The sequence below is a fragment of the Mycobacterium sp. 1165196.3 genome (genome assembly GCF_001673415.1).
Lineage (GTDB): Bacteria > Actinomycetota > Actinomycetes > Mycobacteriales > Mycobacteriaceae > Mycobacterium > Mycobacterium europaeum_A.
Map to the genome: position 1 here is coordinate 1 of NZ_LZLU01000028.1, position 14548 is coordinate 14548.

Consider the following 14548-nt stretch of genomic DNA (forward strand, 5'->3'; position numbering starts at 1 on the left):
AACGCGGTGGTCTCCTCCAGCTCGAGCTGCGGGCCGATTTCGCGGGTGTAGGCGATGAAGTCGTCGGTGACCTGGTGCAGCGCCACCTCGGTCACGTCGAGGCGATGGGCGAAGATCAGCTGCAGCAGCAGGTCGAACGGGCCCTCGAAATTGGTCAGGCGGACTTGGAAGCCAGCCCCGTAGCCGTTCTGCTGTGGCGCCTCACCGGTTGCGGCCGCGTTCACGCGCCGAATCGGTCGATGAATTCGCGGGCCAGCGCGCGATAGGCAATGGCGCCGGTGGAGCGCGGGGCCCACGTGGTGATGGGTTCGCCGGCGACGCTGGTCTCCGGGAATCGCACGGTCCGGGTAATGACGGTGTCGAACACCAGGTCACCGAACCGCTCCACCACGCGGGCCATCACCTCGCGGGAGTTGACCGTCCGCGGGTCGTACCGGGTGAGCAGGATCCCGCTGATCTCGAGCTTCGGGTTGAGCCGGTCGCGCACCTTGTCGACGGTGTCGGTCAGCAGCGCCAGGCCCCGCAGCGAGAAGTATTCGCACTCGGTGGGGATCACCACGCCGTCCGCGCAGGCGAGCCCGTTGACGGTGAGCAGGCCCAGCGACGGCTGGCAGTCGATCAGCACGTAGTCGTAGCGGTCCAGCACCGGGTGCAGCGCGCGGCCCAGGGTCTGCTCGCGGCCCACCTCGTTGACCAGCTGGATCTCGGCGGCCGACAGGTCGATGTTGCTGGGCACCAGATCCATGTGCTTGACCCGGGTCTGCAGCAGCACGTCGTCGATGGACACCCGCGGCTCGACCAGGACGTTGTGGATGGTCTTGTCCAGCTCGTAGTGCGGGACGCCCAGGCCCGCGGACAGCGCGCCCTGCGGGTCCATGTCCACCAGCAGCACCCGGCGGCCGTATTCGGCCAGCGCGGCGCCCAGATTGATGGTGGACGTGGTCTTCCCGACGCCGCCCTTCTGGTTGCACATGGCGACGACTTTGGCCGGGCCGTGCGAGGTGCGCGGCTGTGGCTCCGGGATCGCCCGCGGCGGCCGCCCGGTCAGGCCGAGCTCGACGCCGTTGTCCGGCTGCTCGGTCATGGCGGGGGTGTTCGGGAGGTGAACATCGTCGGAAAGTCTAACGGGTTCGGCGCGCGAAACCCGGCGACCCGCAGGCAATTAACCAGCCAATATGGGCAAAAATCGGTGGTAGAACGCACATCCCGACAGCCTATTCACTTCAGTCACAGGAGCACCAATTTCCGGGGGGTGATGCGACGTCGAAACGCGCTAGCACCGGCGCTAGCGCTGTCGCGGATGACCGATAGTCACCGCCGGCGGCCGCGAGGCCGGCCGGCCGACACCGCCACCGGCCTATGGTGGCGGCTATGAACCTGAAGCGACGGATACCTCTGCTGCGGTGGTCGGTCTGGCGCATGGCCGCCGGGAATCGCAACATCACCACTACGGGCCAGATCGGTGACGGGCGCGAGGCGGCCGCCGTCGAGTACGTGCTGCGCAACGCCCGGGCCGGCGACATCGACGACGTGCTGGCCACCATCGACAAGTTCGCCTACGACAAGTCACTGCTGATCAACGTCGGCGACGAGAAAGGGCAGCTGCTCGACGCCGCGGTCCGCCGCGCCGATCCCGCGCTCGCGCTCGAACTGGGCACCTACGTCGGCTACGGCGCCCTACGCATCGCCCGGGCCGCCCCGAAGGCCAAGGTGTTCTCCGTCGAGCTCGCCGAGGCCAACGCGGCCAACGCCCGACAGATCTGGGCCCACGCTGGGGTCGCCGACCGGGTGACGTGTGTGGTCGGCACCATCGGCGACGGTGGGCGCACCCTCGACGCGCTGGCCAACGAGCATGGATTTACTTCCGGCACCTTGGATTTCGTGTTCCTGGACCACGACAAGGACGCCTACCTGGACGACCTGAAGAGCATCCTGGACCGGGACTGGTTGCATCCGGGGTCGATCGTGGTCGCCGACAACGTCCGGGTGCCGGGCGCACCGAAGTACCGGGAGTACATGCGCCAACAACAAGGCCAGCGGTTCAACACCGTCGAGCACAAGGCGCACCTCGAATATCAGACCCTGCTGTCCGACCTGGTGCTCGAGTCCGAGCATCTCGGCTGAGCGGCCCGGTGCGACAACGCTATTGGGCCCGGGGGTGGGCTTCGGCCCACACCTCGCGCAGCGCGTGCACCGTGACCATGGTGTAGATCTGCGTCGTCGTCACCGAGGCATGGCCCAGCAGCTCCTGCACGACGCGCACGTCGGCGCCGCCCTCGAGCAGGTGGGTGGCGAAGGAATGCCGCAGCATGTGCGGCGACACCCCGGAGGTGATCCCGGCGCGCTCGGCCGCGTCCTGCAGCACCTGCCACGCGCTCTGCCGCGACAACCGCCCGCCGCGCACGTTGAGAAAGATGCCCGGCGTTCCGCGCCCACGACGCGCCAGCTCCGAACGGCCCCGCACCAGATATGCATCCAGCGCGGCGACCGCCGGACGCCCGATCGGCACCAGCCGCTGCTTGCCGCCCTTGCCGCGCAACAACACCGAGCGGGCGTGGGTGTCGACGTCGTCGACGTCGAGGCCGACGGCCTCGGAGATCCGTGCGCCGGTGGAGTACAGCAGTTCCAGCAGCGCCCGGTTCCGCAAAGTCAGCGGGCCGTCGGCCGGGCTCTCGCCGCCGGCGGCCTCCAGCAGCGCCAGAACCTGGTCTATCGTCAGGCTTTTGGGCAACCGGCGCCCCGGGGTGGGTGGGCGGACCGCGCGCGCCACGTCGAGTTCGGCCAGCCCCTCGGCGGCGGCGAACCGGTGCAGCCCGCGCACCGCGATCAGCGCTCGCGCCGCCGATACCGCGGACAGCGCGGCGGCCCCGGTGTCGGGATCGCCGCGGCGCAGCGCCACCAGGAATTCGCTGACGTCGTTCTCGCCCACCTTGGCCAGGTCGTGAATCCCCCGGTCCGACAGGTGTTTTGTGTAGCGGCGCAGGTCGCGGCTGTACGAGCTCAGGGTGTTGGCGGCGACGCCGCGCTCGATCGTGAGATGGTCAAGGTAGCCCTGCAACTGGGTGTCCAGCGCCACCGTGGTCATTGTGCGGCCTTGCGCGCGGCGAACGCCGTCGGCCTGTCGATCCACTCACTGTCCACCGGACGCGGCTGCGCAAATCCCTCGGTGACCGCGTGCGCGGCCAGAATCCCGGCAATGGCAATGGAATTCACCACCTCGCCGCTGAACACCAGCCGGGCCGCCTCGGCGATGGGAAACCAGCGCAGCGTCATGTCGGCTTCCTCGTGATGCGCCTCGGGCCGATCCACCTCGCTCAGCCCGGTGGCCAGATAGATCCGCACCGATTCGTCGCTGAATCCGGGGGCGGAGTTCAGATCGGCCAGCACCTGCCAGGTGTCCGCCCGCAGGCCGGCCTCCTCCTGCAGTTCCCGGGCGGCCGTGTGCTGCGGCTCCTCACCCGCGACGTCCAGCAGCCCGGCGGGCAGCTCCCACAGCCGCCGCCCGAAGGCATGCCGGTATTGGTAGACCATCGCGATGTGGTTCTCGGCGTTCAGCGCCGCGATGGCGACCGCCCCGTAGTGCTCGACGACTTCACGCACCGCGATGGTGTCACCGGGCATCCGCACCCGATCGCTGCGCAGCGCGAAAATCTTTCCGGTGTACAGCGTTTCGGATGACGCCGTGGAGAATTCGTGTTCAGCCACGGGTCGCGGGCTCAGGTATCGGCCGCGCGGCGCTGTCCCGGTGCTGGATGCCGTTCGACGACTGCTCCGGGATCTCCACCGGCAGCAGCTCGCCCGCTTTGTAGTCGATGGCGGCGCCGACGAAGGCCACGAACAGCGGGTGTGGCCGCGTGGGCCGGCTCTTGAGCTCCGGGTGCGCCTGGGTGCCGACGATGAACGGGTGCACGTCCGGCGGGTATTCGACGAACTCCACCAGATGGCCGTCCGGGGAGGTGCCGGAGAACTTCAGGCCACTCTCGGCGATCTTGTCGCGGTAGGCGTTGTTGACCTCGTAGCGGTGCCGGTGCCGCTCGGACACCTCCGTGGCGCCATAGGCCTGGGCCACAATCGATTCCGGCTCCAGTACCGCCGGGTAGGCACCCAGCCGCATGGTGCCGCCCAGGTCGGCCTCGCCGGCGACGATGTCGACCTGGTCGGCCATCGTCGAAATGACGGGATCGGGTGTCTCGGGGTCGAATTCGGCCGAGTTCGCCTCGGCCAGACCGGCCGATCGGGCCGCCTCGATCACGATGCATTGCAGGCCCAGGCACAGCCCCAGCACCGGCAGCCCGCGCGACCGTGCGTACCGAATGGCGCCGATCTTGCCCTCGATGCCACGGATGCCGAAGCCGCCGGGGATCAGCACGCCGTGCACGTCGCCCAGCGCCGACGCGGCGTCGGCCGCGCTCTCGCAGTCGTCGGAGGGCACCCACACCATCTCCACCTTGGCGTGGTGGGAGAACCCGCCCGCGCGCAGCGCCTCGGTCACCGAGAGGTAGGCGTCGGACAGGTCAACGTACTTGCCCACCAACGCGATTCGCACCGTCTCGTGCGGCTCGTGCACCCTGCGCAGCAGGTCGTCCCATTCGGTCCAGTCGACGTCGCGGAACGGCAGGCTCAGCCGGCGCACCACGTAGGCGTCGAGTTCCTCGCGGTGCAGCACCTTCGGAATGTCATAGATCGACGGCGCGTCCGGCGTGGAGATGACGCCGTCGATGTCGACGTCGCACATCAGCGCGATCTTGTTCTTCAGCGCCTCCGGGACGGGACGGTCGCAACGCAGGATCAGCGCGTCCGGGGTGATACCGATGCTGCGCAGCGCGGCCACCGAGTGCTGGGTGGGCTTGGTCTTGAGTTCACCCGAGGGGGCCAGGTAGGGCACCAACGAGACGTGCAGGAAGAAGACGTTCTCCCGGCCGACATCGTGACGCACCTGCCGCGCGGCCTCCAGGAAGGGCTGCGACTCGATGTCGCCCACGGTGCCGCCGATCTCGGTGATCACCACGTCGGGCCGGTTGCCCTGGGCGTCGGGCTGGGCCATCGACATGATGCGCCCTTTGATCTCGTCGGTGATGTGCGGAATCACCTGGACGGTGTCGCCGAGGTATTCGCCGCGGCGCTCCTTGGCGATGACTGTCGAATACACCTGCCCGGTAGTGACATTCGCCGAACCGGACAGGTCGCGATCCAGGAACCGCTCGTAATGCCCGACGTCGAGGTCGGTTTCGGCGCCGTCCTCGGTGACGAAGACCTCGCCGTGCTGGAACGGGTTCATGGTGCCGGGGTCGACGTTGAGGTACGGATCGAGCTTTTGCATCGTCACGTACAACCCGCGGGCCGTCAGCAGCTGGCCAAGGCTGCTGGCGGTCAACCCCTTACCCAACGAGGAAGCGACGCCCCCGCTGACGAAGAGGTGCTTGGTGGCGGATTGCGGATGCTTTCGCACAGGCGACCTCCGTGAAGACGGGCAGGGCGTCAAAATTGTCTAGCGAATAACTAGATGGGCCTGCCGACCCACGGAAACCCACCCTAACATCCACCGCGCTGTGCCGCGGCTAACACGCCCGCTACTGAGGCACCGTGATCGACGTCGCCCCGTGGCCCGTGCCGTACTGCCCGGCGTGACCGCCGTTCAGCAGGTCGTGCAGGCCCAGGACCGCGGTGATGCGACCGGGCGCGGCGTCGACGTCGTCGACGGTGCTGATGGTCGAGTTCATCCCGGCGTCCGCGCGCGTCACCGCGACGGCGGCGCCGCCGGTCGCCGACCCGTCGCGCCCGGCCAGCAGGGTGCCCGAGCCGTGCGGGGCCAGTGCGGCCGAGAACCGGGCCACGCTGACGCCCTTGTTGCCGGCGTCCTGGGGTAGCGAGCCGCCCGTGACGACCAGCGCGGCGTTCGCCGCGCCCATGTGGTCGGTGGCCTGATAGGTGATGAAGCCGGTGTCGCGCAGCGCCGCCAGCACGGTGTTGCGCGCGACGTCGTCCACGGCGGGCACCGCCGGGTTGGCGTTGGCCAGCAGCGCGATGCCCATCAAATCGCCCGCCTGCGAACCCTGGTCGACCAGCTTGGTGCTCAGCTGTTGGCCCGCGGGCAGCACCGAAGAGTTCACCACCGTCTGCAGCTTCTCCGCGGAGTTGGCCTCGACGAACTCATCGGTCAGCGACACCGTCCCGGTCACCGTCCCGCCGGCCTGACCGATGAACTTCGACACCGCCGCCACGTCGTCGTCCTTGGCGTCGGGGGTGCGGAACACCACCACCGACTTGCCGCCCAACGCATCGTGCACCATCCGACCGGCCAGTTGGGTGTCGAAATTGTTTGCCGCGCTTAGCTTTTCGTTCAGTACATTCTTCTGGTCGTTGAGCCCGCTGATCTGGGTGGTCAGGTCCCGCTTCTCGTCGCGCAGGCTGGACAGCAAGGTGTCCGACAGGAAGCCGGAGCCCAGCACCACGCCCACCGCCAGCGCCAGGAAGACCGCGGCCAGCGACAGGGCGTGTTGACGCAAGGAGATCATCTAGGTGACCCACCTCTGCACCATCGCGCACAAGTGGTTCCAGTAGTCGGTGACCCAGTGCAGCACCACGCCGTCGGTGCGCGACACCCACAGGGCGACGATGACGGCGATCAGCATGGTCAGCGCCAGCAGCGCGATGGCGCCCGCCGAGATGTGGTTGCGGTACAGGGTGGCCACGGCCTTGGCGTCCACCACCTTCTCCCCCACCCGCAGCCGGGTCAGGAAGGTCGACGGGTTGCTGTGCGCGCGGGTGCGGTCGAAGAACGTCTCGATGTTCGCGGTGTGGCCGGCCGTCACCAGCAGCGCGGCGCCGTGGTGGTCGGCCAGCAGCAGCGCCAGGTCGATCGCCGAGCCCGCGGCGGGGAACGTCATCGCCCCGACGCCGAGGTCCTGGATGCGCTCCAGCCCGGGCGCGTGCCCGTCGGCGTCGGCGGGCAACACGACCTGGGCCCCGCACTTGAGTGCGTCGGTGCTGATCTGGTCGGGGTCGCCGACGATCACCTGCGGGCGGTAGCCCGCCTTGCGCAGGACGTCCGCGCCGCTGCCGACGCCGATCAGCGCCGGCTGATACTCCTTGATGAACGGCTTGAGCGAGCGCAGGTCCTCCTCGGCGCTGGGCTCGTCGGCGACGATCACCACATGCCGGCGGCGCAGGTCGACGTCGACGTCCGGGATGCCGATGCCGTCGATCAGCAGCGGGCTCTCGCTCTTGATGAACTCGATGGTGTTGCCGGCGAAGGCCTCCAGGTGCGCGGACAGTCCGCTCTTGGCCTCGCGCATCAGGTCGGCGATGTCGTGGTCGGTGCGCTCGGTGCCGCGGACCAGCCGGCGGTCGCCGGCGTACACCCCACCCTCGTGCAGGCGGATCTTGGCGCCGTCCTTGACCTTCTTGAAGATGTCCGGGCCGGCCTCGTCGATCAGCGTCACCCCGTTGTTGACCAACACCTCGGGACCCATGTTCGGGTAGCGGCCCGACACCGACGGGGAGGCGTTGACGACCGCGGCGATGTCGGCTTCCACCAGCGCGTCGGCCGTGATGCGGTCCAGGTCCAGGACGTCGAGCACGACGATGTCGCCGGGGCACACCCTACGCAGCAGTCGGTCGATGTTCCGGTCAACGCGGGCGGTGCCGACGAGGCCCGGCCGGGCGGGGTTACGGGAGAGCAGGCCTGACATCTTCATGGGGGCGATTCTGTCCGCGAAGGGTGGGCGAGGACGGGAGGCGCGCCGTAACATCAGCCCCAGAAGTTATCTAGAGTCCCACGAGTCACATCTGTATTACGCGTTCCGGACGGTTAGATCTCATCCTTCTGCGCCGCCTCGAGCAGTTCGCGGGCGTGCGCGCGGCCGCTGTCGGATTCGCCCAGCCCGGCCAGCATCCGCGCCAGCTCGGCCACCCGCTCGTCGTCGGCGACCCGCCGCACCACGCTGGTCCCCTTCGGCCCGGCGCCATGCACCACCAGGTGCACGTCGGCGTAGGCCGCGACCTGCGGCAGATGGGTGACGACGATGACCTGGTGGGTGCGCGCCAGCCGCGCCAGCCGCCGCCCGATCTGCACCGCCGCCCGGCCGCCCACACCGGCGTCCACCTCGTCGAACACCATGGTTGTCCCAGCCGCCGAGGCGGCCAGCACCACTTCCAGCGCGAGCATCACCCGGGACAGCTCGCCGCCGGAGGCGCTCTTGGCCAACGGCAGCTGGTCCATTCCACGGTGCGCGGCGAAGCCGAACTCCACCCGGTCGACGCCGTCGGCGCCGGCCCGGGCCAGCTCGCCCGACGGCAGCACCAGCGTGGCCGTGTCGTCGGCGGAGGACGCGGTGTCCGGCACGACATCGACGGCGACGTCGATGCTGAATTGCGCGTCGGCCATCGCCAGCCCGGACAGCTCGGCGGTGACCTCCTTGGCCAGCCGCTTGGCGGCCTTGCGCCGAATCGTGCTGAGGTCGACCGCGGCCCCGGCCAATTCGCGCGCGAGCTCGTCGACCCGGCCCGCCAGGGCGGCCAGCCCCTCCTCCGAGACGTCGAGCTGGGCCAGCCGCTGTCGCGACTCCTGGGCCCAGGCGAGCACCCCGTCGATATCCGCGGCGTACTTGCGGGTCAGCGTGCGCAATTCCGCCTGCCGGGCCAGCTTGGATTCCAGGGCGCTGGCATCGGCCGGCAGCTCGTCGAGGAAGCCGCCCAGTTCGCCGGCGGCGTCGACGACGACGGTCAGCACCTCGTCGAGCTGGCCGGCCAGCGCCACCAGCTTGGCGTCCCCCGTGGATTCCAGTGCGGCCCTTGCCTTTCCAAGGCTGTCGGTCGCGCTGAACCCGGACCCGTCCGCCTCATCCGAGGACAGGGCCGCCCGGGCGGCGGCCGCCGCCTCGCGCAGGGTGTCCAGCTCGGAGAGCCGCACGATCTCGGCGACCAGGGCGTCGTCCTCGCCGGGTTGCGGGTCCACGGCGTCGATCTCGTTCAGCGCGAAGTTCAGCCGGTCGGCCTCCAGCGCGAGCTCGCGCATCCGGTGGCGGCGGTCCAAGAGGTCGCGCCGCGCGGAGAGCCAGGCGTCACGCAGTTTGCAGTAGCGCTCCAGCGCTGGGCCGGCCTTCGCGAACCGGTCCAGCGCGCCGCATTGCTCCTCAGGCCGCATCAGGCGCAGCTGGTCGTTCTGCCCGTGCAGGGTCAGCAGCCCGGCGGTGAAGTCGCCCAGCGACTTGGCCGGCACGCTGCGGCCGCCGAGGTAGGCCCGCGACGGCCCGTCCCGGCTGACCGAGCGCAGCGCGATCACGCTGCCGTCCTCGTCGCGTTCGGCGCCCGAGGCGTCCAGCATCTCGTCCAGCTTCACCACCACGGCCTCATCGAGATCGGTTGTGGTGAAACGGCCTTCGACCACCGCACGATCGGCGCCGGACCGCACCCGGGTCGCGTCCGCGCGGGCACCGCCGAGCAGGTGCAGCCCGGTCACCACCATGGTCTTGCCGGTTCCGGTCTCGCCGGTCAGGACGGTCAGGCCGCGGTCGAACTCCCCGACCGCGGCGCTGATGGCACCGAGCGACTCGATGCGGATTTCGGTCAGCATTCAGTCAGCACCTGTGCAAGAGCAGTCAGTTCCCGCGCCACCCGGTCACCGGCAACCGGAACTTGCGCACCAACCGGTCGGTGAAGGGGGCGCTGTCCAGCCGGGCCCATTTCACCGGTGTGTCGCAACGCTTTACCTCCAGCCGGCTGCCCGCGGGAATCAACATTTCGCGGCGACCGTCGCAGAACACCAGGGCGTCGTGCCCGTCGGCCTCGATCTCGATCGCGATGGTGGCGTCCGGGCTGGTCACCATGGGCCTGCCGAACAGCGCGTGAGCGTTGTTGGGTACCACCAGGATTGCCTCGAGGTCCGGCCACAACACCGGCCCGCCGGCGGAGAACGCGTAGGCGGTGGACCCGGTAGGCGTCGAGACCAGCACACCGTCGCAGCCGAACGCCGAGACGGGGCGCCCGTCGATCTCGAGGACCACCCCGAGCACGCCGAGCCGCGGACCCTTTTCCAGGCTGACCTCGTTGAGCGCCCAACCATGCACGGAGACGTCACCACCCTGGCGGACCATGACGTCGAGCGTCAGGCGGTTCTCCACCCGATAGTCTTGTGCGACAACGTGTTCCAGCACCCGATCGATGGCCTCGGCCTCCGCCTCGGCCAGAAAGCCGATGCGGCCCAGGTTGATGCCCAGCACCGGGATGTTGGCGTTGCGCGCCAGTTCGGCGGCCCGCAGGAAGGTGCCGTCGCCCCCCAACGCCAACACCAGTTCGCAACCCTCGGCGGCCTGGGGGTCGGCGTTGACCACCTCGATCTCGATGCCCAGCGCGCGCATGTCGTCGGGGGCCAGGTGCAGCGGCCCCTTGTCGACCGCCTCGGCGGACAGCACGCGAAGCCCGATCCCGTTGTCGCCCAGCACCTTCTGCACGCGTCGCGCGGTCTCGGTGGCCTCGTCGCGGCCGGTGTGGACCACCATCAGGACGGTGCGGGGAGCATCTTCGTTCACTGTGGCCCGCTTTCCACCGCGTGGCGCACCGCCGTCGCCAGGTCGTCGCCGCCCAACGGCCGATCGGTCTGGGCGCGCAGCCGCAGGAAGTACTCGACATTGCCCGACGGCCCCGGCAGCGGGCTGGCGGTGACATCGACGGTGTGCCAACCCAGCTCGCTCGCGCGGCGGGCGACCGCCAGCACCGCGTCGGCGCGCAGGACGGGGTCGTGCACCACACCCCCGGCGCCGACCAGGCCCTTGCCCACTTCAAACTGCGGCTTCACCATGGGAACGATATCCGCGTTCGGTGCGGCACATCCAGCCAACGCCGGCAATACCGTGGATAGCGAGATGAAGGACAGGTCGGCCACCACCAGGTCGACCGGCCCGCCGATCGCCTCGGGCGCCAGGTCGCGGACGTTGGTCCGCTCGACGACGACCACCCGCGCGTCGCTGCGCAGCGACCACGCCAGCTGGCCGTATCCCACGTCGACGGCGACCACTTCGCTCGCGCCGCGATCCAGCAGCACTTCGGTGAAGCCGCCTGTCGACGCGCCGGCGTCCAGGCAGCGACGGCCCGCGACCGCGATCTCGAAGGCGTCCAACGCGCCGTTGAGTTTGTGCGCCCCGCGCGAGACCCAGGCCCGCTCGCCGTCCTCGGCGACGGTCAGGGCGGCGGTGACGGCGACGGCGGTGCCCGGCTTGCGCGCCGGCATCCCGTCGATGCTCACCTTCCCCGCGCCGATCAACTCCGCGGCCTGCTGACGTGACCGGGCCAGGCCGCGCCGGACCAGCTCGGCATCAACCCGGGCGCGTCGAGACATCCGCGCACTCAGCCCTTCTCCGCCGACTCCAGCGCGGCCAGCAGCACGTCGTGCGCCTCGGACAGGCGGCGGGCGATCTCTTCGAGCTCGTCGAGTGACGGCACCTGCTCGGGGTCTGCACGGTCGCCGGGCTGCGGCAACCGGGCGAGCAGGGCGTCGATTTCAGCGCGAATCTGATCGGGATCGATAGTCATCGCGTTCCTACGCTAGTCACCCGTCAGTCGGTGCGCACCAAAGACCAGCGCCCCAGCGCGGCGCGGGCGTCGTCGTCACCGGCCTCGATGCGCACTTCGCCGGAACCGGAACCGGAACCGGAGCCGGACCGCGCGTACACCGCGGCGGCCACCGCGCGGACGATCGACAGGCCGTCCCCGTCGTCCGACCCGTCGGCGCTGACGGTGATCGCGGTGTCGGCGACGTCGATCCGCCAGCCCGGCTGCGGCCCGACCTTGAGCCGCTCGCCGTCGGCGTGCAACGCGCGCAGGTCGTGGCCGATGTAGGTGGGACGCCGGGCGGGCTCGGCGTACACCGCGTCCCGCGCGGAATTGACCCCGGTGAGCACCATCAGGCTGGGCAACTCGGCGGCGTTGGCGCCCTCGATGTCGGTGTCGAGGCGGTCGCCGACCACCAGGGGGGCGCGAAAGTCGCCGCGGGCCGCGGCGTCGCGCAGCAGTCCCGGCGCCGGCTTGCCCGCGACCTGGGGCTCGCCGCCGGTGGCCGCCCGCAGCGCGGCCACGAAGGATCCGTTGCCGGGCAGCAGCCCGCGTTCGGTGGGCAGGGTCAGGTCGACGTTGGACGCCACCCAGAGCGCGCCGGCCCGGATGGCCAACGCCGCCTCGGCCAGCTCCGGCCACCCGAGGGTCTGGGACAGGCCCTGCACGACGGCGGCCGGGTCGTCGTCGTAGCTGCGCACCGGGCGCAGTCCGACGGCGGTGACCTCGTCGGCCAGGGCGTCGGTGCCCACGATCAGCACCGGTGCGCCCGGCGGCAATTGGTCGGCCAGCAGCCGGGCGGCGCTTTGCGCGCTGGTGGCGACGTCGTCGGCGACGGCGGTGAAGCCCAGCTCGGTCAGGTGCGCGGCCACCTCGTCGGCGCTGCGCGAGGCGTTGTTGGTGACGAAGTACGCGCGGCTGCGCACCCGCGCCAGCGCCTGCACCGCGCCGTCGGTGGGCCGACGCCCGCGAAACATCGTGCCGTCCAAATCGATGAGCAGGCAGTCGTATTGCTGCGCAAGTGTTTTGGGTTGCTCGGCGGGCATGTCAGCCGAGTTCACTGACCCGGTCTTCGGCGTCGGTGACACCGTCGACGTCCGCGGCGGCGGAGTGCAGGAACCATTGCAGCGCCTCGTCGGCGCGGCCGAGCGCCAGCAGCGTGTCCGCGTAGGCGTAGAACAGCCGCGCCGCCGTGCTGCCGGTGCGGCCCGGATCCAGTTGCGGCGTGGACAACACGGTCAGCGCCTGTTCCAGCTGGCCGAGGTCCGCGCGCGCCCCGGCCGCGACGATGCGCAACTCGTCGGCGTCGTCCCCGGCCAGTTCGGCGGCCTCGGGCCCGCGCGCGAGTTCGATCGCCCGCTCCGGGCGGCCAAGTCCGCGTTCGCAATCGGCGATCAGGGCCAGCAGCGGGGACTTGCTGCCCATCCGGCGGGCCGCACGCAGTTCCGCGAGCGCCTGCGACCAGTCGCCGCAGTGGTAGGCGGCGATGCCGACCGCTTCCCGAATGGTGGCGAGCCGGCTGGACCGGGCGCGCGCCGCCCGGGCGTGGCTCAGGGCGGCCTGCGGGTCTTCGTCGAGCAATTCGCCCGCGGCCACCAGGTGGCGCGCCACCGCATCGGCGGTGGCGCGGTCCAGGGTGCTCAGCTCGCGGCGGATGTCGGGTGCCAGCTGCTTTGCCTCCACTCCGGGCGGTATCGGCGGGCCGTCCTGCGGCGCGCGCTCGGCCTGGCCGTCGCGGCGTCCGGCGCTCTGCGGCTGGACCGGGCGCGCACGGCCCGGACCCGACCAGCCGTTGGATGCCGGCCGCCCCCGCCGTTCGCCGCGCTGCCGTTGCCTGTCGTCGACCACGCTGCCGAGAATACGGGCAGCGCCACGCCTAACTTTGCAGCCGGTTACCCAGCAGGGGCGCAATCACCGCCGGACAGTAGGTCGCGATCGCGACGATGGTGAACCGGCCCGCCATCTCGTACGACATTCCGTTGCCCTCGGCCATCCTGGACGTCACCTCGTCGAACGACCCGCCGGGCTCGAACAGCATCGGGCACACCGACTGCCCCATCGCCATGGTGCTGGTCGGCTGCGTGTAGGCGATCCCGGCGTTCGTCAGCGCCGACAGGAAGGCATTGCCCAGCATGTCCGCGCGGATCGGTGCCGACAGCGTCGCGGCCAGCGCCACCAGGCCGGCGTTCACCCCCAGGATCCGCAGGGCGGTGGACCGCACACGCGTCGCGAAAATCACCGTGACAACAGTGGTCGCCCACGGTCACGTCGACGACACGGGGAGGTAAAGATCTGTGCACGCACGCGTTTTGCGGCGCCCCCCGGCGGCCGGTCGGGCTAGAGCTTTTCGACCCCGGCGACCGTGCGCTTGCCGCGGCGCAGCACCAGCCATTTGCCGTGCAGGAAGTCCGACGGTTGCGGCGCCCATTCCTCGCTCTCGATGCGGACGTTGTTGACCGAGACGCCGCCCTCGCCGAGCGTGCGGCGCGCGGCCTTGCGGCTCTCGGACAGGCCGGTGGCGACCAGCAGGTCCACAATCCCGTCCGGGCCACCGGGTTTGAGCTCGGCGACCGAGGTCTCGCGCAGCGCCGCCGCCAGCGTGGCCTCGTCCAGCCGGTCCAGCTCGCCCTGCCCGAACAGCGCCCGGCTGGCGTGCTCGACGGCCTCGGTGGCCGCCTCGCCGTGCACCAGCACGGTCAGTTCGCGCGCCAGCCGCCGCTGGGCGGCGCGCTGCTGGGGACGCTCGGCGGTCGCTTGTTCCAGCTCGCCGAGCTCGTCGGCGGTCAGGAAGGTGAACCAGCGCAGGTAGCGGACGGCACCAAGTTCGGCAAATCCACCGGCGGTGGCAGCCTGTGGCTGGACCCGGCGCTGACCACGCCGTACGCCTGGTACCAGTACTTCTTCAATACCGCCGACGCCGACGTCGTCCGCTACCTGCGCTGGTTCACCTTCCTGACCGCCGACGAGCTCGGCGAGCTGGAACAAGCGACCGCCGAGCGTC

Annotated in this window: 15 protein-coding genes and 2 pseudogenes; 2 read left to right on the forward strand and 15 right to left on the reverse strand. The window is 70.3% G+C overall.

Annotated features, from left to right (window positions below; translation table 11 throughout):
- Both A5659_RS03180 and A5659_RS03185 read right to left on the reverse strand, forming a co-directional pair.
- Window positions 1–224 (reverse strand): segregation/condensation protein A (locus A5659_RS03180; RefSeq protein WP_197497903.1); only part of this gene is annotated, 224 nt, incomplete at its 3' end.
- Window positions 221–1084 (reverse strand): ParA family protein, encoded by an 864-nt coding sequence (locus A5659_RS03185; protein ID WP_066872253.1) that lies wholly within the window; start codon window positions 1082–1084, stop codon window positions 221–223. The genes A5659_RS03185 and A5659_RS03180, both read right to left, overlap by 4 nt.
- 287 nt (window positions 1085–1371) lie before the next feature.
- Between A5659_RS03185 and A5659_RS03190 the strand changes: the two genes are divergently transcribed.
- Window positions 1372–2124 carry an O-methyltransferase gene (locus tag A5659_RS03190; RefSeq protein ID WP_067179281.1) on the forward strand — a complete coding sequence of 251 codons (753 nt, stop codon included), beginning with the start codon at window positions 1372–1374 and terminating at the stop codon, window positions 2122–2124.
- A gap of 19 nt (window positions 2125–2143) precedes the next feature.
- On the opposite strand, the gene xerD is transcribed toward A5659_RS03190, so the two are convergent.
- The 13 genes and pseudogenes from xerD to A5659_RS03255 form a co-directional block, all read right to left on the reverse strand.
- Window positions 2144–3085, reverse strand: coding sequence for a site-specific tyrosine recombinase XerD (xerD, locus tag A5659_RS03195; RefSeq protein ID WP_066872248.1), 942 nt, complete (start codon window positions 3083–3085; stop codon window positions 2144–2146).
- A complete protein-coding gene (locus A5659_RS03200) occupies window positions 3082–3705 on the reverse strand; it encodes an NUDIX hydrolase (RefSeq protein WP_067021870.1) in 624 nt (207 codons plus the stop codon). Before A5659_RS03200 ends, xerD begins: the two co-directional genes overlap by 4 nt.
- Entirely contained in the window at window positions 3698–5449 is a 1752-nt protein-coding gene (locus tag A5659_RS03205; RefSeq protein WP_066878304.1) for a CTP synthase, read from the reverse strand. Before A5659_RS03205 ends, A5659_RS03200 begins: the two co-directional genes overlap by 8 nt.
- Window positions 5450–5570: 121 nt before the next feature.
- Window positions 5571–6515, reverse strand: coding sequence for a copper transporter (locus A5659_RS03210; RefSeq protein ID WP_067179282.1), 945 nt, complete (start codon window positions 6513–6515; stop codon window positions 5571–5573).
- Window positions 6516–7697: a putative cytokinetic ring protein SteA gene (steA, locus tag A5659_RS03215; RefSeq protein WP_066872237.1), complete on the reverse strand. Its 1182-nt coding sequence runs from the start codon at window positions 7695–7697 to the stop codon at window positions 6516–6518.
- 113 nt (window positions 7698–7810) lie between these two features.
- Window positions 7811–9574 (reverse strand): DNA repair protein RecN, encoded by a 1764-nt coding sequence (gene recN / locus A5659_RS03220; protein ID WP_067179284.1) that lies wholly within the window; start codon window positions 9572–9574, stop codon window positions 7811–7813.
- A gap of 25 nt (window positions 9575–9599) precedes the next feature.
- On the reverse strand, window positions 9600–10529 hold the full coding sequence (locus A5659_RS03225) for an NAD kinase (protein ID WP_082972497.1): 930 nt from the start codon (window positions 10527–10529) through the stop codon (window positions 9600–9602).
- Window positions 10526–11335: a TlyA family RNA methyltransferase gene (locus A5659_RS03230; protein WP_066872230.1), complete on the reverse strand. Its 810-nt coding sequence runs from the start codon at window positions 11333–11335 to the stop codon at window positions 10526–10528. Before A5659_RS03230 ends, A5659_RS03225 begins: the two co-directional genes overlap by 4 nt.
- 8 nt (window positions 11336–11343) lie before the next feature.
- Window positions 11344–11529: a hypothetical protein gene (locus A5659_RS03235; RefSeq protein ID WP_067179285.1), complete on the reverse strand. Its 186-nt coding sequence runs from the start codon at window positions 11527–11529 to the stop codon at window positions 11344–11346.
- A gap of 23 nt (window positions 11530–11552) precedes the next feature.
- Window positions 11553–12593 carry an HAD-IIA family hydrolase gene (locus tag A5659_RS03240; protein WP_067179287.1) on the reverse strand — a complete coding sequence of 347 codons (1041 nt, stop codon included), beginning with the start codon at window positions 12591–12593 and terminating at the stop codon, window positions 11553–11555.
- A gap of 1 nt (window position 12594) precedes the next feature.
- Window positions 12595–13395: a tetratricopeptide repeat protein gene (locus tag A5659_RS03245; RefSeq protein WP_231997721.1), complete on the reverse strand. Its 801-nt coding sequence runs from the start codon at window positions 13393–13395 to the stop codon at window positions 12595–12597.
- 28 nt (window positions 13396–13423) lie between these two features.
- Window positions 13424–13786, reverse strand: coding sequence for a DUF732 domain-containing protein (locus A5659_RS03250; RefSeq protein WP_066870543.1), 363 nt, complete (start codon window positions 13784–13786; stop codon window positions 13424–13426).
- 98 nt (window positions 13787–13884) lie between these two features.
- A pseudogene (locus A5659_RS03255) lies at window positions 13885–14361 on the reverse strand (tyrosine--tRNA ligase); the annotation flags it as partial.
- On the opposite strand from A5659_RS03255, the pseudogene A5659_RS26680 reads away from it, so the two are divergent.
- Window positions 14356–14548, forward strand: a pseudogene (locus A5659_RS26680) (tyrosine--tRNA ligase); the annotation flags it as partial. The pseudogenes A5659_RS03255 and A5659_RS26680 overlap by 6 nt on opposite strands.